Raw genomic sequence first — 24,456 nt, forward strand, 5'->3', positions numbered from 1 at the left:
CCTTGAAGGCGGGGCCTTTGTCTGTTCATGGCACCAGCACCACGTCTTCGCTGTCGCTGCCGCCATGGGCGCTGGTGACCTGCACCGTGGCCGGCGGAAGGGGCGAAAGCCCACGGGTGAGTGACTTCACCGCACCTTCGCCACCGAGGTCGCCGATCAGCGCGCCGTTGCCGGTGCGGGCGGTAAGGGTCGGGGGCGTGGTTTCGTCGCTGGTGGCAGCGACCAAGGTCAGCTCGGCCTTGGACAGGCTGTATTCGGCGCGGGTGATGGTCACCAGGTCGGTCAGCGGCAGGTTGGCGCTGGTGGCACTGCTGGTGGGGATGGACACGCTGTTGTCGGCGGTGATCCCAAGGCTTGCAGGCAGCGTCGGGTCGAGTGCCGACTGGGCGTACCAGGCACCGGTGCCGTTGGCTTCGGTCAGCGACAGGTTGGGCGTCTGGCTGGTCAGGGTGACGGTGGCTGGTGGTGGTGGGGCCATGACGAAGACATCCTGCTGAGCGCGCAGGTCGCCATTCTCGAAATGCCGTGAATAGGTGCTGCGCTGTGGCAGCAGCGGGGTCGGCAGGTTGACCGTGGACAGCTTGCCGGACACGGCGAACAGTTCGGTGCGCAGATCCAGGCCATTGGGCCCTTCGATGCGCACGTAGTTGGTATTGAACGGGCTGCCGGTCACACGCTCTTCCAGGTTGGGGTCGCCCACGAACTGCTCGCTCGCACCGGTTTCCGGGTTGGTCTCGGTGTAGGGGCCGTTGACGCTGCGCAGGAACGGCCCGACATCGCCCTTGAGCGCGCCGGTGAAGTTGCCCGGTGAGCCGATGCCGATGTCGCGGGTCATGTTGATCGCTCGTGTACCCGGGGTAGTCACGTCGAACACTTCGACGCCGTAGGGGTGGGTGATGATGTAGGTCCCGGCGGTCGGTACGTCGACCCGGATGCGTATCCGGGCGAAGCTGATCTGGTCGCCTTCCTTGGGCTCCTCGGCACTGAACGCCGCCTCGATCGCCGAGACGTAGCCAAGGTCGATGCCCCGGGCGGCATCGACGATGGAGGCGTCACCGGTGAACCAGAAGGCTTCGTCGGGGAAGTTGGTAGGGAAGGCGATCGGCTTCGTATCGTCGAACACACCGGGGGTCGGCAGCAGCGTGCACATGTACGACGGTGCGCCGGGGGTAGCGGGCGCCCGGGAGCTCACTGCCTTGGACAGGCACAGGTCGAGCGTCCGGCCATGGGTGTCCTGGTACCAGGCGGCGAAGCCGCCGTTCTCGGGTAGGTAGGTGCCCTGGTCGACCGCGTTGAGCGCAGCCTGGGCCGGAAGCTGGAGCATGCTGGCGAAGATCGCCACTGCCAGCGGGTGGGGTGTCAATCGGTGCATGAGTCAAACCCTCCTGCAAACGGGCCCATGGGTTGGGGCGTCTGATGAGGGATCGGCAACAGCCGTGCCAATTTATCGATAGGTCGCTTGAAGGGCTCTAGGACGAAGGTTATAGAGGGGCTTCGAGTTGCGTTTGCAGGGAGCGGCGGTGGGCTGTGGTCCCCAGCATTGGGGAATGCCGGGGGCAACATCACCCGTTGTAGCGTCGGCCAGTGGAAGATAACCCAGCCGTCCTTGTGTGCGGGCTTGTTCCGCGATTAGGGCGTGCCTGATATCTCCGTCGGCTGGCCAGGGCTTTCGCCCTTTACGTAAACGTAAACTTTATGCCACGCTTTCCCCAGCCGGATGACGGCGCGCGGATTCTGACGCACACTGCAACGAGTCCCGAAGCCCGTTGCTCCTGACTGCAGGAGCACAGCTGGAGTTAACGATGGCGCGACAACTACTTACAACAAACGCCTCAGATCCATTGCACGAATCCCGCCAGGCCCGCCTGAAGCTGGCCAATGAAGGCGAGCTGCCTTCCGGGATGCTGCGCGAGGAGATCGACGCCTCCTGGCGACGCAGCCTTGGCCATGGCCTGGACTGCCTGCAGAGCGAGCAGGTGGGCCTGGGAACGGGAGCCGGCCATGACTTGCGCGCGCTGCTCGAGCACAACCGTCTGTTGATCGATGCCGTGACGCCCGACCTGGACTACCTGGTCAAGCGCCAGGGCAAGAGTGGCATCGTCATCCTCGGCGACGCCCAGGCCAACGTCCTGGCCATCGAAGGCCAGGCCCAGGTGCTTGGCCGCGAAGGTCTGCGCGACCTGCACCCGGGCAGTTGCTGGAGCGAGTCGCTGCGTGGCACCAACGCCATCGGCACGGCGGTGGTCGAAGGCCGGCCCACGCTGATCAACTGCGGCGAGCACTACCTCGACCGCCTGAGCCCGTTCTCTTGTACCTCGGTGCCGCTGCGCGACCCGCGCGGCGAAGTGATCGGTGTGCTCGACATCACCCGCGAAGGGGTGATGACCCAACCCCAGGACAACCTCACCGCACTGATGCTCGCGGCCGGCAACATCGAGGGCCGGTTGTTCGGCCTGTACCACCCCGAACACCTGGTGCTGGCCTTTCACAGCCGCCCGCAGTACCTCGCCAGTGCCTGGCAAGGGCTGTTGGCGCTTAGCCTGGACGGTGAAGTGATGGCGGCCAACGACAACGCCTGCCAGTTGTTGCAGGTGTCGCGCCAGGCACTGATTGGCCGACGCAGCAGCGACCTGCTTGGCGAGCGCTCCCCTGCCTTCATCACCCGGCTGTGGCAGGGCGGGGTGAGCAGCGTGCAGACAGCCAAGGGCGAATTCTTCTTCCGCGCCCTGCAATTGCCACGTCATGGCAGCTTCAACGGTGCCATGGCGCCGGGCAAACCTGTGAAGGCCGCCCAGTCGCTTGCCCTGGAGGCCCTCGGCGGAGGTGACCCGCGCCTGGCGCGTGGCTTACGCATGGCGCGCCAAGGCCTGGTCAACGGTTTGCCGGTGCTGTTGCTTGGCGAAACCGGTACCGGCAAGGAAGTGGCGGCCCGTGCCTTGCACCAGGCCAGCCCACGCGCGGAAAAACCGTTCGTGGCGGTCAATTGCGCGGCCATCCCGGAAGGGTTGATCGAGTCCGAGCTGTTCGGCTACCGCGAGGGCGCCTTCACCGGGTCGCGCCGGGGCGGCATGGTCGGGCGATTGATGCAGGCCCACGGTGGCACCCTGTTCCTCGACGAGATCGGCGACATGCCCCTGGCACTGCAGGCCCGCTTGCTGCGGGTATTGCAGGAGCGCCGGGTGGCGCCATTGGGTGCCGGCGAGGAGCAGGAGATCGACGTGGCGCTGATCTGCGCTACCCACCGCGACCTCAAGCGTTTGGTCGCCGAACAACGTTTTCGCGAAGACCTGTACTATCGGGTGAACGGCGTCTCCCTGCGTCTGCCGGCACTGCGCGAGCGGGATGACCTGTCAGGCATCGTCGAGGGCCTTTTGCACAAGTTCGGCGCCAAGGGCGTGACCCTGGACCCGGCCCTGGCCGAGCTACTCGACGGTTTCGACTGGCCGGGCAACATCCGCCAACTGGAAATGGTGCTGCGCACTGCACTGGCCATGCGCGAGGACGGCGAGCAGGTGCTGGGCCTGGACCACCTCACCGACTGCCTGTTGGACGAGCTGGCCAGCGGCGTAGCGCCGTCGGGCAGCCTGCGCGAGAACGAGCTGGAGCTGATCCGCGGCGCCCTGGCCCGGCATCAGGGCAATGTCTCGGCGGCGGCCGAGGCCCTGGGCATCAGCCGGGCGACCCTCTACCGCAAGCTCAAGCAGCTGCGCGGCTGACATGGGCGGCCTGTTCGCGCGGCTGGTGGAAACCAGCGACCCGGTGCTGATGCGCCAGGCCCTGGCCTGGCTGTATGGCTTCGTGCGCCCACAGCGGCGTGCCATCGCGCTGCTGCTGGGGTTGTCCCTGGCGGCTTCGCTGCTGGCCCTGGCTCAGCCCTGGCTGGTCAAGACGCTGATCGATGAAGGCCTGCTGGCACGGGACTACACCACGCTTTGGCACATGGCGGCGGTCATGATCGCCGCCGGGCTGCTCGCTACGGTGTTGTCAGGCATCAACCGCTACCTGCACACCCGCTTGTCCGGGCGCATCCTGTTCGCCCTGCGCGACGACTTGTACCGCCACCTGCAGCGGCTTTCGCCGGGCTTCTACGGGCAACGGCGCACCGGCGACATCCTCTCCCGGCTCGACGGCGATGTCGCTGAGATCCAGCGTTTTGCCGTGGACTCGCTGTTCTCGGCGGTGTCCAGCGTGATCGGCCTGGTCGGTGCGGTCGGCCTGATGCTGATGCTGTCCTGGCAGCTGTCGCTGCTGCTGGCATTGCTGGTCCCGATCGAAGTGCTTTGGTTGCGCTGGATGCGACGCAAGGTCGAACGCGAAGTGCGCAGCCTGCGCGAGCGCTCGACGGATGTGTCGTCGTTCCTGGTCGAGACGCTGCCGGCGATGAAATTCATCCAGGCGGCCGGCCAGCAGGACCGCGAGGCGGGGCGTCTGGAGCGGCTCGGCCAGGGCTATATGGGCCAGTTGCTCAAGGTACAGGTCGCCGAATTTTTCACCCAGGCGGTGCCTGGCACGTTGACCTCGCTGTGCCGGGCCTGTGCCTTCCTGATCGGGGGCTGGTGGGTGATCCAAGGCACCTGGCAACTGGGTGCGCTGATCGCCTTTTCCACCTACCTGGGCATGGCCGTTGGCCCGGTGCAGAGCTTGCTGGGTCTGTACGTGGCGGTGCAGCGCATGGCGGTGAGCCTGGGGCGGGTGATGGAGCTCAAGCAGGCACAGGTGGCGGTGCGCGAGGCCGACAACCCGCAGCCGATGCCGCAAGGGCCGGGCGAGCTGCGCCTGGAGGCGGTGGAGTTTGCCCATGCTGGGCGCCAGGGCGCGGTGCTGGGTAAGGTGGACGTGCATATTCCGGGTGGCCTGAAGGTGGCCGTCAGCGGTGCCTCGGGGGTGGGCAAGTCGACCCTGATCGACTTGCTGCAGCGTTTCTACGACCCCGATGCCGGACGCATCCTGCTCGACGGCATCGACTTGCGCGAACTGAGCCTGCCGGCCTTGCGCCGACGCATCGCGGTGGTCAGCCAGGACATCGTGCTGTTTCGTGGCACCTTGGCGCAGAACCTGGCGTACAGCACACCCGAAGCGAACCTGGCGGATCTGCAGCGGGTGGTGAGCTTGACCCGGCTGGACAGCCTGGTGCAAAGCCTGCCATTGGGCCTGGACGGCTTGCTCGGCGAGCGCGGCCAACAGCTTTCCGGCGGCCAGAAGCAGCGCATCGCCATCGCCAGGGCGCTGTTGCAGGATCCGGCAATCCTGGTGCTCGACGAGGCGACTTCGGCGGTGGACGAAACCACCGAGCGCGAGGTGATCGCCGCCATCGACCAGCTGTTCGCCGGGCGCACCCGCATCCTGATCAGCCACCGCGCTTCGACCTTGGCCGATGCCGACCTGCACCTGCATCTGCACGATGGCCAACTGCACGTCCTGCCCCGGGAGGTGGCGGGCCATGGCCGGTGACGTACGGGTCGGCGTGATCGACAGCGGTTGCTCGCCCGAGCAGGCCGGGCAGCTGCTGGCGGCACGGCGCTTCTGGTTGGAGGACGGCATGCTGCGCGAAGGTGCGCTGTTGCCTGATCGCCTGGGCCACGGCAGCGCGGTGCTGGCGGGTGTACAGGCGCAGGCCAGCGAGTTGCCGGTACTGATGGCCCAGGTCTTCGACCGCCAATGGAGCACCAGCGCCTTGCAGGTGGCCGCCGCCTTGCTGTGGCTGGTGGAGCAGGGCGCGAACCTGGTCAACCTAAGCCTGGGCTTGCACCAGGACCGCCCGGTGTTGCGCCAGGCCTGTGCCGAGGCCCAGGCGGCCGGCCTGGTGTTGTGCGCCTCCAGCCCGGCCCAGGGCAGCCCGGTATACCCGGCCAGCTATCCGGGCGTGATACGCATCACCGGCGATGCCCGTTGCGCAGCAGGGCAGTGGTCTTGGCTGGGCAGCGCCCAGGCCGACCTGGGTGGCCCGGTGGGCGGGCGGACCATGGCGGGTGCGAGCCTGGCCTGCGCCGCGCTCAGTGGGCGGATCGCGGCCTGGCTGGCTGCGCATCCGGGCCTTGGCCGCGAGCACGTGTTGGCGCACCTGCGGGCCGGTGCCGCCTATACCGGACCAGAGCGCAGGCGCCTCGGTGATGGCTGAGCCACAGGTGCTGGTACTGGGCGCGGGCCCGGCCGGTGCGGCGACGGCCCTTGGGCTGCGTCGGCTTGGCTATCGGGTCACGGTGGTCTCCGACTGGCGCCGTTTTGCCGCCGTGGAAGGGGTTTCCCAGCGAGTACTGGAAGGGCTGCGCCATGCCGGGCTTGATGGCGCGGTGCGTGAGGCGGCGGTGCTGGCGACCCGCCAGGTACACTGGAACGGCGAACAGCTGCGGATAAACCAGGAGTATTTGCTCGATCGCCAGCGTTTCGACCAGGCCTTGCGGGACGATCTTTACCGCGCCGGTGTGACCGTGGTCGAAGGCCGAGTGCGGGAGGTGCGGCACCAGGACGGATATCACGTGCTGCTCAACGACGGTCAGGTGCTGCATGGGCCGTTCCTGGTCGAGGCTCGTGGTCGCCAGGCGCCCTTGGCCGCAGACCGGCTGCGAGGCCCAGAGACCGTCAGCCTGTTGAACCTCTGGCAGAGCACGCCGGGCGAGCCCGCCTCGGCGGTACAGAGCCTGGAGGACGGCTGGGCCTGGATGGCACGGTTGGCCGATGGCCGCTGCTACTGGCAGGTAACCCTGGATGCCGCCGGGTTACCCGGCAAGGCTGCCTTGCCCGAATACTGCGCCGAGCGAAGGCGGCGTTCGGCGCTGGTGGCGCAGCTGTTCGACGAGCAGGCCTTTCGGCCCAGCGAAGTGCACGCCCGCAGCAGCACGGCGATCCTGGCCGGCGACTGCGTGGGGGCGGACTGGGTGCGGGTGGGGGACGCGGCCATGGCCGTGGACCCACTGTCGGGGAATGGGATTTTCCAATCGCTGTCGTCGGCGCTGCAGGCGCCGGTGGTGGTCAACACGCTGTTGCGCGAGCCTGCGCGGGCGGCCCTGGCCCGGCAGTTCCACCAGGATCGGGTGGAGCAGTTGTTCCTGCGTTTCGCCCGCACCGGGCGGGACTTCTACGCTCAGGAACTGGAAAAGGCCGGCCATGGCTTCTGGACGCGCCGCAGGGCCTGGCCGGATGCGCGGCCGATGCATGTTGCCGCGCATTGGCAGGCGGTAAGGGTCGAACGTCGGCCGGTGCTGCGCGATGGGCTGGTGGCGCAGGCCGAGGTGGTGGTGACGGCGGACCAGCCGCTGGGGATCTGGCACCTGCAGGGCGTCGAGCTGGCGCCTGTGGTTCAGGGGCTGCATCAAGGGGCGTCGCTGCAGACAGTGTTGGGCAGGGTGCCTGCGCAGCAGCGGGCGATGGTGGTGCGGTGGTTGGGTGAGCAGGGGTATGCCGCTCCTGCAGGGCTCCTGTAGGAGCGGCCGTGCGCCGCGAAAGGACTGCGTATCGGTCCCTGGCGGCCTAGAAGAACGTCCCGACGACCACCTGCAGATAGGTCCCGGTATCCCGCCCGCCCAGCTGCACGCCACCATTGTCGGCACTGCGCTCAGGCGTATAGAACCCCACCAGAGGGCTGATCAGCAGATGGTCGTTGACCATCCATTCCAGATACAGGTCCACCTCGCGCCCACCGAAGTTGCCTTGTTCGGTGTCCAGGGTATCGAAGTCGAAATACAGCGCCCCGAGGGTCAGGTTGTCCCGCGGCTTGGCCTTGAGCCCCACATGATGCACCTGGGTATTGCTGTTGAACGGCCCGGCATAATTGGCGGCCACTTCACCCTGGAACCAGGTGCCGTAGCCACGGCTCATGCCGAAGAATAGCGGGTCGAAGTCTGCGGAAAAACGGCTGTAGCGGTAGGTGGCGGTGGGTGACCAGGGCAGGGAGGAAAAGGTCCAGTTGCCCTCTAGGTACCAGGCGTCCTCATGCCCGCCGGTACGGTCTTGGGTAACGTATTCGGCGGCCACCTCCAGGTCCTTCACCCCCAGGCTGCCACGCCCCCGCAGGCTGTAGGTGTCCATGCCGTCGCGGTGCTCCAGGCCCATGATCCGGGCGTAGCGCTGGTCGACGTCGAGCCCGCGGATCCAGCTCAGGCCTACGGTGCCGGCCTCGCCGACGTGCTCTAGGTTGCCCACGGCCAAGGACGTATCGGCCTGGTAATGGTTGTCGGACTTGAGCCACATCAGGTCGCCGCGCCAGCCCTGGCTGCCGCCCAGGCGCAGCACGCCGGTGCGGTCGAAGGCCTTGCGGGCGGCCAGGTAGTACGCACCACCCCGGTTGAAGTTGGCGCCCAGGTCGACCTTGCCGAGGTTGACCGGGTCGCCCTGGATCAGGAAGCCGTCGCCCAGGGTCACCACTTGGCGCCCACCGGACACATCGATGCCATCCTCGCCCAGGGCCGGGAACAGGTTGCCTGAGCGCCAGCCCAGGTAGGCATCCTCCACGGCCGTGCGGCGCTCGTCGCCCAGGCTAAGGCCCGCGGCGTCGCCATCGCCCCAGGTGGCGGAGCTGAGGAGGCTGAAGGCACCGTACGCGGTGCCCCGGTCGGTCAGTGCCTGGCTGGCGCTCACGCCATACTTGACGTACCCCTCGCGCCAGGCGCTGCTACCGGGCTGGCGATTGCCGGCCTGGTTGAAGCTCTCGTCGCTGTGGAAGAGGCCGAACAGGGCTTCGAGGTCGGCATTGAGGACAGTGCCGTTGTGGTTGTAGAGCTCGTGAGCGCTGACGGTTTGCAGGGCTGTGGTGAGCAGCAGGGTCAGGAGAAGCGGGGAGATTCGAATCATCGAGGATGCTCCATTGTTCTTGTTCTGGTTTGGCGCAATCGTTATGTAGTCTGCAAGGTCCAAGCGCGGGGCAAGCCCGCGCCCACATGGCCAGCGTCGTAGCTGTGGGCGCGGGTTTGGGTCAAAGCTTGATCAGCACCGATTTGAGCTCGGTGTAGTGCTCGATGGCGTTGGCCCCCATTTCGCGGCCGACCCCGGACAGCTTGTAGCCACCGAATGGCAGGGCCGGGTCCAGGGCGCTGTGGCAGTTGACCCACACCGAACCGGACTTGATGCGCGGGATCATCCGGTGCACCGTACCCAGGTCGTTGGACCAGATGCTCGCGCCCAGCCCGTAAGGGTTGTCGTTGGCCAGGCGCACCACTTCGTCGACATCGTCGAAAGGCATGGCGACCAGTACGGGCCCGAAGATTTCCTCCTGTACCAGGCGGTGGCGCTGGTCGACATCGACGATCACCGTCGGCTTGACGAAGTAGCCCGGCCCGAAGCCTTCGCCGCCGCAGGCGATGGTGGCGCCCAGTTCGCGGCCCAGGTCGATGTATCCGGTGACCCGGTCCTGCTGCTTGGCCGAGATCAACGGGCCCATTTGCACGGTCGGGTCCAGGCCGTTGCCGAGCTTCATGCCGTTGGCGATGCCGGCGATGTCGGCGACCACGTTGTCGAAGTGCTTGCGGTGCACATACAGCCGCGACCCTGCGCAGCACACCTGGCCCTGGTTGAAGAAGATCGCCGTGGCAGCGCCGGCGGCGGCTTGCTGCAGGTCGGCATCGGGCAGGACGATGGTCGGCGACTTGCCGCCGAGCTCCAGGGTGACGCGGGTCATGTTGTCCATGGCGGCTTTGCCGATCTGCTTGCCGACCTCGGTGGAGCCGGTGAAGGTCAGCTTGTCGACACCCGGGTGGCTGCTCAGGGCCGCGCCGGCGTTCAGGCCGGTGCCGGTGACCACGTTGAACACCCCGGCGGGGTAGCCGGCTTCATCCACCAGTTCGGCCAGCTTCAAGGCGGTCAGCGGGGTCTCATCGGCGGGCTTGAGCACCAGAGTGCAGCCGGTGGCCAGGGCCGGGCCGAGTTTCCAGCAGGCCAGCAGCAGCGGGAAGTTCCAGGCCACGATAGCCCCCACCACGCCTACCGCCTCGCGGCGGATGAAGCCATGGAAGTGCTTGTCGGGCATCAGCGGCAGCGAAGGCTCGACGGTGCTGCCCTCGATCTTGGTGGCCCAGCCGGCCATGTAGCGCAGGAAGTCAATGGCCAGCTGTACGTCCATCGCCTGGGCTACGGCGGCGCTTTTGCCATTGTTCAGGCATTCCAGTTCGGCCAACACCTGGGCGTCGCGCTCCATCAGCTCGGCCAGGCGCCAGAGCAGGTTCTGCCGCTCACGAGGGCGCAGGCGGCTCCAGGGGGAATCGTCGAAGGCCAGGCGCGCGGCCTTGACGGCCCGGTCCACGTCCTGTAGGTCGGCGGAAGGCACTTCGCCGAGAATTTCGCCGGTGGCCGGGTTGCGCAAGGCGATGGTCCGGCCGCTGGCGGCGTCCTGCCAGTCGGCGCCGATGCGCATCTTCAGCTTGCGCGCGAGGAAGGCGCGGGTGGCGGGCAGGAGGGGCAGGTCGCAATGCATGGTTCGGTGCCTCGTGTCAGTGGGTGTGACGGGCAGTAGCGCAACGGGCGTGCCAAGGTCGGTCGCAGGCGGCAATGGCTTGAGTGGCAAGGGGTTTGCCCGAAGGATGGGTAGGAGGTAGGCGGCTATGCTGTTGCACATTGAGACGGGGTGAGACGGGGATGAAACAGGTGGCCCAGGTTTATCCGCGAAACGGTTGTCTCAAGCTGAAACAGCCTGTCGCGAAATGGGACGTTCCGGCTCGCTGATGGCGACCTGGAACTTGCCGGAAAAACCATTCAACCATTTGAAGAAAAAGGATTTTTCCAACACTGGCACACTTTCTGTATCAGCACTGGCCACATGCACCTGCAGTACCCGAGCGTGCGAAAACGATAAGAACAACACCGTGGAGGTCTGACCTTGAAGACGACTCGACTCCGGCGGCATGCGGGCAAACTGGCGCTGGTCGCTGCCGCACTGCTGAGCACCCAGGCCATGGCGGCCGAGCAGGGCCCGAGCCTGTTGCAATCGAAGTGCATGGGGTGCCATACCCCCGAAGGCAACGACAACTACAGCCGCATCAGCCACCAGCGCAAGACCCCGGAAGGTTGGCTGATGAGCATCGCCCGCATGCAGGTGATGCATGGCCTGCAGATCAGCGACGATGATCGCCGCACCCTGGTCAAGTACCTGGCCGACAAACAGGGCCTGGCGCCTAGCGAAACCGAAGGCGTGCGCTACGCCATGGAGCGCCGGCTCAACACCGTCGAGCACTTCGACGACCAGACCAGCCAGATGTGCGGCCGCTGCCACTCCGGCGCGCGCGTGGCGCTGCAGCGCCGCCCGGCCCAGGAATGGGAGCACCTGGTCAACTTCCACCTCGGCCAATGGCCCTCCCTCGAATACCAGGCCCAGGCCCGCGACCGCGACTGGCTGGACATCGCCCTCAAGCAAATGGTCCCGGCCCTGGCCAAGCGCTATCCCCTCGACAACCCGGCCTGGGCGCAATGGCTGAAGACCCGGCCCAAGGCCGATGCCCTGCCGGGCCAGTGGGCTTTCAGTGGGCACATGCTGGCCAAGGGCGATGTGCGTGGCGTGATGAGTGTGACCGCTGATAAAGACGACACCTTCAAGGTCGAGGTCAAGGGCACCTACGCCGACGGCACGCCATTCAACGGCAGCGGCTCGGCGATTCTCTACAACGGCTATGAGTGGCGCGGCAACGTCAAGGTGGGCGACAGCACCCTGCGCCAGGTGTTCGCCGCCCTGGACGGCGAGATGACGGGGCGCATGTTCGAGGCCGATCACGACGAGCGAGGCCTGGACTTCACCGCCGTGAAGGCGGGCAAGGCACGTCTGTTGGCGGTGCAGCCGGCGTACATCAAGGCCGGCAGCGAAAGCGAGATCACCCTGGTCGGCAGCGACCTGTCCGGCAAGCCGGTGCTGGGAGCGGGGGTCGAGGTGACCGAGGTGCTGGAGTCCACACCGACCTTGGTGCGGGTCAAGGCTCGCGCCGCGGCCGATGCCGCGCCGGGCCAGCGTGAGGTGACCGTCGGCGCGCTCAAGGGCGTGAGCCTGGCCGTCTACGACAAAGTCGAGGAGGTCAAGGTGGTGCCTGCCTTCTCCATCGCCCGCATTGGCGACAACGGCGGCTCCACGCCCAAGGTCCAGGGCCGCTTCGAGGCCGAGGCCTGGGGCAAGGATGCCAACGGCAAACCCCTGCGCATCGGCTACCTGCCGGCCAGGTGGACGGTCGAGCCGTTCAACGAACGCGCCGCCGAAGACGAGGACGTGAAGTTCGCCGGCAAGATGCAGGCCGACGGCATCTTCATGCCCGCCGGCGCTGGCCCCAACCCCGAGCGCAAGATGATGACCAACAACGCCGGCAACCTGAAGGTCGTCGCAGAACTCGAGGACGGTGGCCAGAAGGGCGAAGGCCACATGATCGTTACCGTGCAGCGCTGGAACAACCCGCCCTTGCCGTGAGGGGGCGGTTGTCGCGCATGCAATGAAAACGGGCTGAAGAATCATCGAGAGGTCGCCATGGGCGCACTATTGAACCTGGTCGAACGCAACCTGCATGAAGTGCAGGTCGATGCCGACCGCATGCTCTTCCATATCCCCAGCAGTTCGCTGTTCGCCGCCGACGCGGTGACCGGCGGTATCATCGATGCCCTGCGCCAGCAAGGCTGTTCCGCCGAGGAACTGGTGCAGCGCCTGGGCCGGCAGTTCGCCGGCCAGGACATCGAAGACACCTTGCGCGAGCTGATCGCTCTGGAGCTGGTCAGCGACGGCTCGCCGCTGACGCCGGAGATCGCCCTGCGCAAGGTCGAGCGCACGGCGCTCAACACCGTGGTGCTCAACGTCAATACCGGTTGCAACCTCAGTTGCACCTACTGCTACAAGGAAGACCTGGACAAACCTTCGGCCGGCAAGAAGATGAGCGCAGCCACCGCCGAGGCCTCGGTGGAGATGCTGCTTAAGGAATCGCCCGACGAGCAGCGCTACAGCGTGGTGTTCTTCGGCGGCGAGCCGTTGTCCAACCGGCCGCTGATCGAACACATGGTCGCCTACTGCGAGCGGCGTTTTGCCGAGGCGGGCAAGCAGGTCGAGTTCATCATGACCACCAACGCCACGCTGCTGACCGAAGAGATCGTCGACTGGCTCAACGCCCATCGCTTTGGCCTTTCGGTGAGCATCGATGGGCCGAAGACCGTGCACGACCGCAACCGCATCACCGTGGGCGGGCAGGGCACCTATGACGTGGTGCGGCGCAAAGTCGACATGCTGCTGTCGCGCTACCACAGCCGGCCGGTGGGCGCGCGGGTTACCCTGACCCGTGGCATCACCGACGTAGAGACCATCTGGAACCATCTGTTCAACGAGCTGGGCTTCGCCGAAGTGGGCTTTGCCCCGGTGACGTCGGGCGACATGGCCAGCTTCAACCTGACCGGTGAGGAGCTAGTACAGGTTTTCACCAATATGAAGGCCCTGGGGCGGCACTACCTGGAGGCAGCGCTGGAGCATCGCAACATCGGTTTTTCCAACCTGCACCAGCTGATCACCGATATTCATGAGGGGCACAAGAAGGCCCTGCCATGCGGCGCCGGGTTGAAGATGCTGGCCGTGGACCACGAAGGCGAGCTGAACCTGTGCCATCGCTTCACCGGCTCCAGCCTGCCGACCTTCGGCAATGTGCACCAGGGCGTCAAGCAGGCACAGCTCAACGACTTCCTGTCCCAGCGCCTGGACCGCAGCGGCACCGGCTGCGACAGCTGCCGCATCCGCAACCTGTGTTCCGGCGGCTGCTACCACGAGAGCTATGCCCGCTATGGCGACCCCACCCACCCGACCTACCACTACTGCGAACTGATGCGCGACTGGGTGGACTTCGGCATCGAGGTCTACAGCCGCATCATGGCCGCCAACCCGGCCTTCATCGATCGCTACATCACTCCTCGGAAGGCGCATTGACATGAAGCACTTGAAGCCCCTGAACAACAAGGCCCGCATCCTTGAACAGGCCGCTGCCGAAGACCGCATCGAAGAGGTGGTGGCCATGAGCGCGGTGGCCGGCTGCACCGCCACCACCGATCCGGGCTGGGAAGTGGACGCCTTCGGTGGCGTCACCTCACTGTGCCAGCCCATGGAGGCCGACCTGTATGGCTGTTCCGACCCTTGCTGGTGGCCAGCCCAGGTGCCGGACATGATGAGCACCTACCAGGACTGGAACGCCCAGGCGACCAGCTCCCAGGACGACTGGCGCAACCTCGGCACCGTGTTCCCGAAAGACAAATGACCGGCCCGACAAGAACGACAAGGGGAAACCGCATGAAAGCTGGATTCTGCGCACAGCTCGCGCTCACCGTCGCCGCCTGTGCCGGCGCCTGGACGGCCCACGCCACCGACACGGGGCCCGCCCTGAAGGCCGGCCACGAGTACCTGATCGCTACCAACTACCCGAACAACCTGCATGTGGTGGACGTGGCCAGCGACTCGCTCTACAAGACCTGCCGCATGCCCGATGCCTTCGGCCCCGGCACGGCGATGATGGCGCCGGACAACCGCACCGCCTACGTGCTCAACAACCATTTCGGCGACATCTACGGTATCGACCTGGATACCTGTGGCACCACCTTCCACGCCAACTTGTCCAGCGTGCCCGGCGAAATCGGCCGCTCGATGTTCTCCTTCGCCATCAGCCCCGACGGCAAGGAGATATACGCCACGGTCAACCCGACCCAGCGCCTGAACGACCACTACGTGGTCAAGCCTCCGCGCCTGGAGGTGTTCCGCACGGCCGATGGCCTGGGCGCCAAGCCCGTGCGCAGCTTCCCCATGCCGCGCCAGGTCTACCTGATGCGCGCAGCCGACGATGGCAGCCTGTATGTCGCCGGGCCCGACATCTACAAGATGGACGTGAACACCGGCAAGTACCAGGTGGCACTGGCGCTGCGCAACTGGAACCGCCCAGGCTACAGTGCCCCGGATGTACTGTATTTCTGGCCGCACCAGACCGGGCTGCACGAGTTCTCCATGCTCTATACCGTGGCCAGGTTCAAGGATGCCAAGCAGGACCCGAACGAAGCCGCGCTGCTGTATGGCTACCTGAGCGTGGACCTGAAGACCGGAAAGACCCACACCCAGGAGTTCGCCGACCTCACCGAGCTGTATTTCACCGGCCTGCGCTCGCCCAAGGACCCCAACCAGATGTACGGCGTGCTCAACCGCCTGGCGCGCTACGACATCAAGCAGCAGAAGCTGATCGAGGCCGCCAACCTGGACCACACTTACTACTGCGTGGCCTTCGACCGCGCCGGCAGCAAGCTGTACCTGGCCGGGACCTTCAACGACATCGCGGTGTTCGACCCGCAGACCCTGAAGAAGGTGAAGAACATCAAGCTGCCAGGGGGCGATATGGCCATCACCACCGCCCAGGTGTTCGTCCGGTAGTCCTGTGCAGGCAGTGCTGGCCTCATCGCGAGGCACGCCCGCTGCCACACGGTCAGCGATGAACCTGTGGGAGCGGGTACCTGCGCAGGGGCCGATCGATGAACGCCAGAACAAGAAGAGAGCAGCCATGCCTCAGCCAAGCTACACCCAAGGCAATCCAGACAAAGCCTTGCTCAGCCAATGCATCGGTGACGCCTTCGACGCCACCGTCGCCCGCTACCCCGACCGCGAGGCCCTGATCGTTCACCACCAGGGCCTGCGCTACACCTGGCGCACCCTGGCCGAGGCCGTCGATCGCCATGCCCGGGCGCTGATGGCCTTGGGCGTGCAGGCCGGCGACCGCCTGGGTATCTGGGCGCCGAACTGCGCCCAGTGGTACATCACCCAGTTCGCCAGTGCCAAGCTCGGCGCGATCCTGGTCAACATCAACCCGGCCTATCGCAGCAGCGAACTGGACTACGTGCTGGGCCAGTCGGGTTGCCGCTGGATAATTTGTGCCGGTGCCTTCAAGACCTCCGATTACCACGCCATGCTGCTCGGCCTGGTACCGGGGCTGCAGGACAGTCGCCCCGGCGAGGTCGACTGCGCGCGCCTGCCGGAACTGCGCGGCGTGATCAGCCTGGCCGACGAGCCGCCGCCTGGGTTCCTGGCCTGGCAGGCGCTGCAGGCACGTGCAGACGAAGTCAGCCAGCAGGCACTGGCTCAACGCCAGGCGGGGCTGGGGGTGAACGACCCGATCAACATCCAGTACACCTCTGGCACCACCGGTTTTCCCAAGGGCGCGACCCTTAGCCACCACAACATCCTCAACAATGGCTACATGGTCGGCGAGAGCCTGGGCCTGACCGAGCATGATCGTCTAGTGGTACCGGTGCCGCTGTATCACTGCTTCGGCATGGTCATGGCCAACCTGGGATGCCTGACCCACGGCAGCACCCTTATCTACCCCAACGATGCCTTCGACCCCTTGGCGACCCTGCGCGCGGTGGCCGAGGAGAAGGCCACGGCTCTGTATGGCGTGCCGACCATGTTCATCGCCGAGCTGGATCATCCGCAGCGTGGCGATTTCGACCTCTCTAGCCTGCGCACCGGCATCATGGCCGGTGCCACCTGCCCGATCGAGGTGATGCGCCGGGTGATCGGCGAGATGCATATGGCCGAGGTGCAGATCGCCTACGGCATGACCGAAACCAGCCCGGTGTCGCTGCAGACCGGCCCGGATGATGAACTGGAACTGCGCGTGACCACGGTGGGCCGTACCCAGCCTCGTCTGGAGAGCAAGATCATCGACGCCGACGGCGCCACCGTGCCCCGCGGCGAGATCGGCGAGCTCTGTACCCGTGGCTACAGCGTGATGCTCGGCTACTGGAACAACCCCAAGGCCACCGCCGAAAGCATCGATGACGACGGCTGGATGCACACCGGGGACCTTGCCGTGATGGACGAGCATGGGTATGTGCGCATCGTCGGGCGCAGCAAGGACATGATCATCCGCGGCGGGGAGAACATCTACCCGCGGGAGCTGGAGGAATTCTTCTTCACCCACCCGGCGGTGGCCGATGTGCAGGTGATCGGCATTCCCTGCAGCAAGTACGGTGAAGAGATCGTGGCGTGGATTCGTTTCCACCCCGGGCATACGGCCAGCGAGGACGAGCTGCGCGAATGGGCCAAGGCACGCATTGCGCATTTCAAGGTGCCCAGGTATTTCCGCTTCGTCGATGAGTTCCCCATGACCGTGACCGGCAAGGTGCAGAAGTTCAGGATGCGCGAGATCAGTATCTCGGAAATCGACCAGTAATTGCGCAGGTGGTACCGGCCTAATCGCGGGACAAGCCCGCTCCCACAAGTCATGTGGCACCTGTGAAGGCTGCGGTGGGCCTGTGGGAGCGGGCTTGCCCCGCGATTGGGGTGGCCGAGGCAGTTTATTCTTCCAGCCGTTCGGGGCTGTTGAAATTGCTCAATCTGGCGTCGTCCTCGGCACACTCGTACCCCTGCACCGGCCCGCGTAACAGCGCCTTCTGCAAACTGCGCTCGCCCTCCCGCCAGGCCTGCTCCAGCACGGGTAGCACCCTGCGCGGCAACACACTGAACATCGGCTGCCAATAGCCGCCTTGGCGCACCATGGCCGGGCTGTCGTGCTCGACGGCCAAGCGCAGCAGGCCCTCGATCAAGGCCCGGTCGACCTGGGGTGCATCGCAGGCCAGCAGCACCACCCACGCATGCCGCGCCACCGCGAGCCCAGCGATCACGCCGGCCAACGGCCCGGGGAAATCCGCCTCGGCATCGGACACCAACTGGTCGGCATAGCCCCGATAGACCTCGTGGTTGCGATTGCAGGAAATCACCACATCGTCGCACAGCGGCCTCACCGCCCGTTGTACGTGCGCCACCAGCGGCTCGCCCCGCCAGGGCAGCAGGCCCTTGTCGCGGCCGCCCATGCGCTGGCCGCGGCCGCCGGCGAGAATCAACGTGGAGCAAGGGGGCAGGGCAGTGGACATGAAAAAGGGTTCCAGGCAGTCGATGCCGGGAACCCTCCCATGTCAGGCCGGTGTTGTCCAGTCAGGCTTGGTGGGTCACCGCCTGGCTGTCCTTGGCTTGGCGTCGACGGGCAAGGCGCATCACCACCACGAAGAACACTGGCACGAACACCACCGCCAGGGTGGCGCTGAGCATGCCGCCGATCACTCCGGTGCCGATGGCCTGCTGGCTCGCCGAGCTTGCCCCGGTGGCGATCGCAAGCGGCACCACGCCGAGGATGAACGCCAGCGAGGTCATCACGATCGGTCGCAGGCGCAGGCGGGCGGCCTGTACGGCAGCGCCTACCGGGTCCTGGCCTTGATCGACCAGGCTCTTGGCGAACTCGATGATCAGGATGGCGTTCTTCGCCGACAGGCCGATCAGGGTGATCAGGCCGACCTTGAAGAACACGTCGTTGGGCATGCCACGCAGGGTGACCGCCAGGACCGCTCCGAGCACGCCCAGGGGCACCACCAGCAGTACGGCGGTGGGGATCGACCAGCTCTCGTACAACGCCGCCAGGCACAAGAACACGACCAACAGCGACAGGGCCATCAGCAAGGGGGCCTGGCTGCCCGACAGGCGCTCCTGCAGCGACAGGCCGGTCCACTCCAGGCCAGCGCCGGCCGGCAGCTGGTCGACCAGGCGCTGGATCTCGGCCATGGCCTCGCCGGAGCTGTAGCCGGCGGCGGGCTCGCCGGAAATCGACACCGCCGGGTAGCCGTTGTAGCGGGTCAGCTGCACCGGGCCGCTGATCCACCGGGCCTGGACGAAGGCACCCAGGGGCACCATCTTGCCGCTGCTGTTGCGCACGTGGATCTTCAGCAGGTCTTCCACCTGGCTGCGCTGGTCGCCCTCGGCCTGCACCACCACCCGCTGCATGCGGCCCTGGTTGGGGAAGTCGTTGACGTAGTTGGAGCCCACGGCAGTATCGAGCACTGCACCGATGTCGGCGAACGAGACCCCCAGGGCATTGGCCTGGCGGCGGTCGATCTCCAGCTGCACCTGCGGGCTCTCGGCCAGCGAGGCCTCGCGCACGTTGACCAGCACCTTGCTCTTGCGGGCATTGGCCAGCAGCTCGTCACGTGCCGCCATCAACGCCGCGTGGCCCATGCCGCCACGGTCCTGCAGGCGGAACTCGAAGCCGGTGGACTCGCCCAAACCGTCGATCGGCGGCGGCAAGACCGAATAGGCCACCGCGTCCCTGAGCTGACTGAAAGCTGCGGTGGCCCGGTCGGCGATCGATTGCGCGCTGTCGTCAGCGCCGCGCTCGGACCAGTCCTTGAGCGTGGTGAACGCCAACGCTGCGTTCTGCCCGCTGCCCGAGAAGCTGAAACCCAGGATCAGTGTGGTGTTGCCAACGCCTGGCTCTTCGGCATTGTGCGCCTCGATCTGCGCGGCCACCTGCTCGGTGCGCATGCGGCTGGCTCCGGGCGGCAGCTGGATGTCGGTGATGGTATAGCCTTGGTCCTCGGTGGGCAGGAAGGCGGTCGGCAATTGGCTGAAGCCGTAGCCAAGCACCGCCAGCAGCGCCCCGTATACCAGCAGGTAGCGGCCGCTGCGCGCCAGGGCGTGTTCCACCCAGCGCTGATAGCCGTTGCTCATGCCCTCGAAGCGCCGGTTGAACCAGCCGAAGAAGCCCTTGCGCTCATGGTGCTCGCCCTTGGCCACCGGCTTGAGCAGGGTGGCGCACAGGGCAGGGGTCAGGCTCAGGGCGAGGAATGCCGAGAATAGGATCGACACCGCCATGGACACCGAGAACTGCTGGTAGATCACGCCCACCGAGCCTTTCATGAAGGCCATCGGCAGGAACACCGCCACCAGCACCAGGGTGATGCCGACGATGGCCCCGCTGATCTGGCCCATGGCCTTGCGCGTGGCCTGCTTGGGTGGCAGCCCTTCCTCGGCCATGATCCGCTCGACGTTCTCCACCACCACGATGGCGTCGTCCACCAGGATGCCGATGGCCAGGACCATGCCGAACAAGGTCAGCACGTTCACCGAGAAGCCCAGCGCCAGCATGGTGGCGAAGGTGCCCATCAGCGCCACCGGCACCACCAGGGTCGGGATCAGCGTATAACGCAGGTTCTGCAGGAACAGGAACATCACCGCGAACACCAGCAGCATGGCCTCGAACAGGGTGCTGATCACCTGTTGGATCGAGACCTTGACGAACGGCGAGGTGTCGTAGGGGATGTCATAGCGCACGCCCTCGGGGAAATAGCCCGAGAGCTCCTCCATCTTGGCCCGCACCAGGGTCGCGGTCTCCATGGCATTGGCGCCGGGGGACAGTTGCACGCTGAAGGCAGTGGACGGCTTGCCGTTCAGGCGCGTGCCGTACTGGTATTCCTGGGCGCCGATCTCTACCCGGGCGACGTCACCGATGGTCACCGTGGAGCCGTCGGGGTTGGCACGCAGGACGATCGCGGCGAACTCCTCGGGCGTGCTCAGCTGGCCCTTGACCACCACGTTGGCGGTGATTTCCTGGGTACTGCGACCCGGCAGGTCGCCGATGCTGCCCGGCGCCACCTGGGCGTTCTGCGCGGCGATGGCCGTGGCCACATCGTTGGGCGTAAGGTTGAAGCCGATCAGCTTCTGTGGGTCTATCCACACCCGCATGGCGCGCTCGGAGCCATACAGCTGGGCCTTGCCCACGCCCTTCAAGCGGCGGATCTCGTTCATCACGTTGCGTGCGAGGATGTCCGAGAGGGCCGTCTCGTCTAGGCTGCCGTCCTCGGAGGTGAGGGTGGCCAGGAGCAGAAAGCCCGTGGACACCTTCTCCACCTGCAGGCCTTGCTGGGTCACCGGCCGGGGCAGGCGTGACTCGACCACCTTCAGGCGGTTCTGCACATCCACCTGGGCCAGGTCCGGGTGGGTGCCTGGCTCGAAAGTGGCGGTAATGGTCGCGCTGCCCAGGCTGCTCTGGGACTCGAAGTACAGCAGGTTGTCGGCACCGTTGAGCTCCTGCTCGATCAGGCTGACCACGCTTTCGTCCATGGTCGCCGCCGAGGCGCCCGGGTAGACGGCGTAGATCTCCACCTGGGGCGGTGCCACGTTGGGGTACTGGGCCACCGGCAACTGCGGGATGGCCAAGGCCCCGGCCAGGAGAATGAACAGTGCGACCACCCAGGCGAACACCGGGCGGTCGATGAAGAACTGCGGCATGGATCAGGCCCTCACTGGCCGTTGTGCTGGACGATGGGCAGGCCACCTTGGGGCGCGTCGACCTGGACCTGGTCGCCGGCCTTGACGTGTTGCAGGCCCTCGATCACCACGCGCTCGCCGGGTGCCAGGCCCTCGCTGACGATCCAGCGGTCGCCCTGGGCGTTGCCGAGCACCACCTGGCGTTCGCTGATGCGTTGCTGTGGGTCGACGACCAGCACCTTCGGCACCCCGGCGCTGTCGCGCAGGATGGCCCGCTGTGGCACGCTGATGCCTTTGGGTTGCACGGCCTGCTCCAGGCGCACGCGCACGTAGCTGCCGGGCAACAGGTCCAGGTCCGGGTTGGGGAACTCGCTGCGCAGGGTGATCTGGTTGGTGCTCGGGTCGACGCTGATGTCGGAGAACAGCAGCTTGCCCGGCAGCGGGTAGGCGCTGCCGTCGTCCTGGATCAGCGTGGCCCGGGCCTGGTCCTGGCCGACCTGTTGCAGCTCGCCGGCGCGCATGGCACGGCGCAGGGCATTGAGGTCGCGGGTCGACTGGGTGACGTCGGCATGGATCGGGTCCAGTTGCTGGATGATCGCCAGCGCCGTGGTCTCGTTCTGGCCGACCAGCGCACCTTCGGTGACCAAGGCACGGCCGATACGTCCCGAGATCGGCGCGGTGACCGTGGCATAGCCCAGGTTCAGGCGAGCCCGTTCAAGGGCGGCCTTGGCTTGCGCGACTTCGGCACCGGCCTGCAGAAAGGTGGCCCGGGCGTTGTCGTATTCCTGGCGGCTGACCGCCTTGTCGTCGACCAGTTCGCGGTAGCGCTGCTCCTGCAGGCGGGCCTGGTACAGGTTGGCCTCGGCCTTGGCCAGGGTCGCGCGGGCGCTGTCGTGGTCGGCCTTGAACGGCGCAGGGTCGATCAGGAACAGCACGTCGCCTTGCTTGACGTCGCTGCCCTCACGGTACACGCGCTTGAGCACCACACCGGCCACCCGGGCACGGACCTCGGCAGTACGGGGGGCGAGGATACGCCCACTGAGTTCGGTGCTGATGGCCAGGGGCTGGACCTGCACCGTTTCCACCCGCACCTGGGGGGCGGGCGCCTGTTCATCCTGGTCGGCGGCATCGTCGCAACCGGCCAGCGACAAGGTCAGCAGCGCCAGGAGCGCCAGTGGGCGCAGGCGAAAGGGAAGGGAAATGGACATACGGATCTTCCAGAAATGACAGTGTCTATGCTAAGGCAGCCGCTGCGCACCTGGCTGTGAAGCTCTGTAGGGCGAATGTGAAAAAGTGTAAGAATTGGCGTTGATCGTGCGTGGATTCTATATCCTGCCTCATCGCCAACCCTGTTCCTTCCTCACCTCTATGCCGAACATTCTCCTGGTCGAAGACGACAGCGCCCTGTCCGAACTGATCGCCAGCTACCTGCAACGCAACGACTTCCATGTCCGGGTGATCGCCCGGGGCGACCATGTGCTGGAGGAGGTCCGCCGGCAACGGCCGGACCTGGTGGTGCTCGACCTCATGCTCCCCGGCCTGGACGGCTTGCAGGTGTGCAGGTTGCTGCGCCAGGAGTCGCAGACCTTGCCGATTCTCATGCTCACGGCCCGCGATGACAGCCATGACCAGGTACTGGGCCTGGAGATGGGCGCCGACGACTACGTCACCAAACCCTGCGAACCGCGAGTGCTGCTCGCCCGAGTGCGTACCCTGTTGCGCCGCAGCAGTGTCAACGAGCCTCGGCTGGACAGCGACCTGATCCAGGTCGGCGGGCTGCGCATCGACCTGGCTGAACGCGTGGTGACCTGGCGGGGCGACGAAGTGGAGTTGTCCAGCGGCGAGTACAACCTGCTGGTAGTGCTGGCGCGCAACGCTGGCGAAGTGCTCAGCCGCGACCGCATCCTCCAGCAACTGCGCGGCATCGAGTTCAACGGCACCGACCGCTCGGTGGACGTGGCGATCTCCAAGCTGCGGCGCAAATTCGACGACAACGCCGGTGAAGCCCGCAAGATCAAGACCGTCTGGGGCAAGGGCTACCTGTTCAGCCGGGTCGAGTGGGAGTACTGACACGTCATGCTCAAGATCCTGGTGCGCCTGTATGTGGTGATCATCGCCGCCTATGCCGGGGCGATCCTGTTCATTCCCGACTCCATCGTCGCGCTGTTCCATGACCGTTTCATGGCCTACAACCTGGAGCAGACCAAGGGCGTGCAGTCGTTGATCGTCCGCCAGTTCCGCCAAGCACCGCGCGACGAATGGCCAGCGGTCGAGCAGCAATTGGCGCAGAGCTTCGCGCCCCTGGAAGTGAAGCTGCAGCCCATGAGCCAGGCCGGGCTCACGGTGGAGGAGCAGGCACGCCTGGAGCATGGCTTGAACGTGGTGCGTATCGGCGACTGGGGCTATTACGACACGGCCCTCGCGCCGCTCGACCGTGACTGGCTGGTAAGCCTGCACACCCCGCCGGACCCGATCGACATCAACCTGCTGTCCTGGGGCGTCACGGTGCTGATCGGTGCCGCCCTGCTGGGCTGCCTGCTGCTGTGGGTATGGCCGCACTGGCGCGACCTGGAGCGACTCAAGGAAACCGCCCGGCGCCTGGGGCAGGGGCAAATGTCCGAACGCACGCACATCTCGCCACGCTCGAACATCGGTGAGCTGGCGGGGGTGTTCGACACCATGGCCAGCGACCTGGAGCGCCACGTCAACCAGCAGCGCGAATTGCTCAACGCGGTGTCCCACGAGCTGCGCACACCCTTGACCCGCCTGGACTTCGGCCTGGTGCTGCTGTTCGACGAAGTGCCACCGGCCAGCCGCAAGCGCCTGCTGGAACTGGTGGGGCATGTGCGCGAGCTGGATGAGTTGGTGCTGGAGCTGTTGTCCTACAGCCGCCTGCAGAATGCCGACCAGGCGCGTGAACGGGTCGAGGTGTCGTTGCTGGAGCTGGTCGACAGTGTGCTGGGTGGGTTCGCCGAGGAGCTCGACAGCCGGGGTATCCAGTGGGAAGTGCGCGCCGAGCACAACCTGCCACGGTTCGTCCTGGACCCCAGGCTGACCGCCCGTGCGGTGCAGAACCTGGTGCGCAACGCGATGCGCTATTGCGATGAAAGCCTGCTGCTGCGCCTGCGCCGTGAGGACGATGGCGCCTGCCTGTTGACCGTGGAAGACGACGGCATCGGCATTCCGCCCGAGGAACGCGAGCGGATCTTCCAGCCGTTCTACCGCCTCGATCGCAGCCGCGACCGCAACACGGGCGGCTTCGGGCTGGGGTTGGCGATCAGCCGCAGGGCCATCGAAGGGCAGGGCGGGTCGCTGACCGTGGCACAGTCGGCCCTGGGTGGGGCACAGTTCAGGATTCGCCTGCCGGCAGGATAGCCTGTAACGCCCCAATCGCGGGACAAGCCCCACAGGGATTTCGCACGTCTTCAGAGCGGCAGCAATCTCGGTGGGCTTGTCCC

General features: G+C 66.2%; 17 protein-coding genes. 11 read left to right on the top strand and 6 right to left on the bottom strand.

Going from position 1 to position 24,456, the window contains the following annotated elements; genetic code table 11:
• Nucleotides 1–25 precede the first annotated feature (25 nt).
• Complete coding sequence (locus K8374_RS11515) at nucleotides 26–1,372, bottom strand: hypothetical protein (protein WP_224459140.1); 1,347 nt, start codon at nucleotides 1,370–1,372, stop codon at nucleotides 26–28.
• A 430-nt stretch (nucleotides 1,373–1,802) separates the two neighbouring features.
• On the opposite strand from K8374_RS11515, the gene K8374_RS11520 reads away from it, so the two are divergent.
• The 4 genes from K8374_RS11520 to K8374_RS11535 are packed head-to-tail and all read left to right on the top strand — an operon-like array spanning nucleotide 1,803 to nucleotide 7,421.
• Entirely contained in the window at nucleotides 1,803–3,716 is a 1,914-nt protein-coding gene (locus tag K8374_RS11520; protein WP_224459141.1) for a sigma-54-dependent Fis family transcriptional regulator, read from the top strand.
• A 1-nt stretch (nucleotide 3,717) separates the two neighbouring features.
• Nucleotides 3,718–5,451 carry an ABC transporter ATP-binding protein gene (locus tag K8374_RS11525; protein WP_224459142.1) on the top strand — a complete coding sequence of 578 codons (1,734 nt, stop codon included), beginning with the start codon at nucleotides 3,718–3,720 and terminating at the stop codon, nucleotides 5,449–5,451.
• A complete protein-coding gene (locus tag K8374_RS11530; RefSeq protein WP_224459143.1) occupies nucleotides 5,441–6,118 on the top strand; it encodes a S8 family serine peptidase in 678 nt (225 codons plus the stop codon). The genes K8374_RS11525 and K8374_RS11530 overlap by 11 nt, the downstream gene beginning before the upstream one ends.
• The gene (locus K8374_RS11535) at nucleotides 6,111–7,421 is read left to right on the top strand and encodes an NAD(P)/FAD-dependent oxidoreductase (RefSeq protein WP_224459144.1); all 1,311 of its coding nucleotides are present in this window, start codon (nucleotides 6,111–6,113) and stop codon (nucleotides 7,419–7,421) included. The genes K8374_RS11530 and K8374_RS11535 overlap by 8 nt, the downstream gene beginning before the upstream one ends.
• Nucleotides 7,422–7,467: 46 nt before the next feature.
• Here K8374_RS11535 and K8374_RS11540 read toward each other — a convergent pair whose 3' ends face one another.
• The gene (locus K8374_RS11540) at nucleotides 7,468–8,787 is read right to left on the bottom strand and encodes an alginate export family protein (RefSeq protein WP_224459145.1); all 1,320 of its coding nucleotides are present in this window, start codon (nucleotides 8,785–8,787) and stop codon (nucleotides 7,468–7,470) included.
• A gap of 121 nt (nucleotides 8,788–8,908) precedes the next feature.
• Complete coding sequence (locus tag K8374_RS11545) at nucleotides 8,909–10,402, bottom strand: aldehyde dehydrogenase family protein (protein ID WP_224459146.1); 1,494 nt, start codon at nucleotides 10,400–10,402, stop codon at nucleotides 8,909–8,911.
• A 402-nt stretch (nucleotides 10,403–10,804) separates the two neighbouring features.
• Here K8374_RS11545 and peaA point away from each other — a divergent pair, with 402 nt between their 5' ends.
• The 5 genes from peaA (at nucleotide 10,805) to K8374_RS11570 (ending at nucleotide 17,135) form a co-directional block, all read left to right on the top strand.
• Nucleotides 10,805–12,370 carry a quinohemoprotein amine dehydrogenase subunit alpha gene (gene peaA / locus K8374_RS11550; protein ID WP_224459147.1) on the top strand — a complete coding sequence of 522 codons (1,566 nt, stop codon included), beginning with the start codon at nucleotides 10,805–10,807 and terminating at the stop codon, nucleotides 12,368–12,370.
• Nucleotides 12,371–12,427: 57 nt separating this feature from the next.
• Nucleotides 12,428–13,858, top strand: coding sequence for a quinohemoprotein amine dehydrogenase maturation protein (gene peaB, locus K8374_RS11555; protein WP_224459148.1), 1,431 nt, complete (start codon nucleotides 12,428–12,430; stop codon nucleotides 13,856–13,858).
• Nucleotide 13,859: 1 nt separating this feature from the next.
• Nucleotides 13,860–14,183 carry a quinohemoprotein amine dehydrogenase subunit gamma gene (gene qhpC, locus K8374_RS11560; protein ID WP_224459149.1) on the top strand — a complete coding sequence of 108 codons (324 nt, stop codon included), beginning with the start codon at nucleotides 13,860–13,862 and terminating at the stop codon, nucleotides 14,181–14,183.
• Nucleotides 14,184–14,215: 32 nt separating this feature from the next.
• Nucleotides 14,216–15,337: a quinohemoprotein amine dehydrogenase subunit beta gene (gene peaD, locus K8374_RS11565; protein WP_224459150.1), complete on the top strand. Its 1,122-nt coding sequence runs from the start codon at nucleotides 14,216–14,218 to the stop codon at nucleotides 15,335–15,337.
• A gap of 127 nt (nucleotides 15,338–15,464) precedes the next feature.
• On the top strand, nucleotides 15,465–17,135 hold the full coding sequence (locus K8374_RS11570) for a fatty acid CoA ligase family protein (RefSeq protein ID WP_224459151.1): 1,671 nt from the start codon (nucleotides 15,465–15,467) through the stop codon (nucleotides 17,133–17,135).
• Nucleotides 17,136–17,259: 124 nt separating this feature from the next.
• On the opposite strand, the gene mobA is transcribed toward K8374_RS11570, so the two are convergent.
• From mobA to K8374_RS11585, 3 genes are all read right to left on the bottom strand, one after another.
• Nucleotides 17,260–17,835 carry a molybdenum cofactor guanylyltransferase MobA gene (gene mobA, locus K8374_RS11575; RefSeq protein ID WP_224459152.1) on the bottom strand — a complete coding sequence of 192 codons (576 nt, stop codon included), beginning with the start codon at nucleotides 17,833–17,835 and terminating at the stop codon, nucleotides 17,260–17,262.
• Nucleotides 17,836–17,896: 61 nt separating this feature from the next.
• Nucleotides 17,897–21,019 (bottom strand): efflux RND transporter permease subunit, encoded by a 3,123-nt coding sequence (locus K8374_RS11580; protein ID WP_224459153.1) that lies wholly within the window; start codon nucleotides 21,017–21,019, stop codon nucleotides 17,897–17,899.
• 11 nt (nucleotides 21,020–21,030) lie between these two features.
• Nucleotides 21,031–22,206, bottom strand: coding sequence for an efflux RND transporter periplasmic adaptor subunit (locus K8374_RS11585; RefSeq protein ID WP_224459154.1), 1,176 nt, complete (start codon nucleotides 22,204–22,206; stop codon nucleotides 21,031–21,033).
• Nucleotides 22,207–22,366: 160 nt separating this feature from the next.
• On the opposite strand from K8374_RS11585, the gene K8374_RS11590 reads away from it, so the two are divergent.
• The gene (locus K8374_RS11590; protein WP_224459314.1) at nucleotides 22,367–23,068 is read left to right on the top strand and encodes a response regulator transcription factor; all 702 of its coding nucleotides are present in this window, start codon (nucleotides 22,367–22,369) and stop codon (nucleotides 23,066–23,068) included.
• Between the two features lie 6 nt (nucleotides 23,069–23,074).
• Complete coding sequence (locus K8374_RS11595) at nucleotides 23,075–24,373, top strand: ATP-binding protein (RefSeq protein ID WP_224459155.1); 1,299 nt, start codon at nucleotides 23,075–23,077, stop codon at nucleotides 24,371–24,373.
• The last annotated feature ends 83 nt before the right edge of the window (nucleotides 24,374–24,456 follow it).

The sequence above is a fragment of the Pseudomonas sp. p1(2021b) genome (assembly GCF_020151015.1).
Taxonomy (GTDB): domain Bacteria; phylum Pseudomonadota; class Gammaproteobacteria; order Pseudomonadales; family Pseudomonadaceae; genus Aquipseudomonas; species Aquipseudomonas putida_K.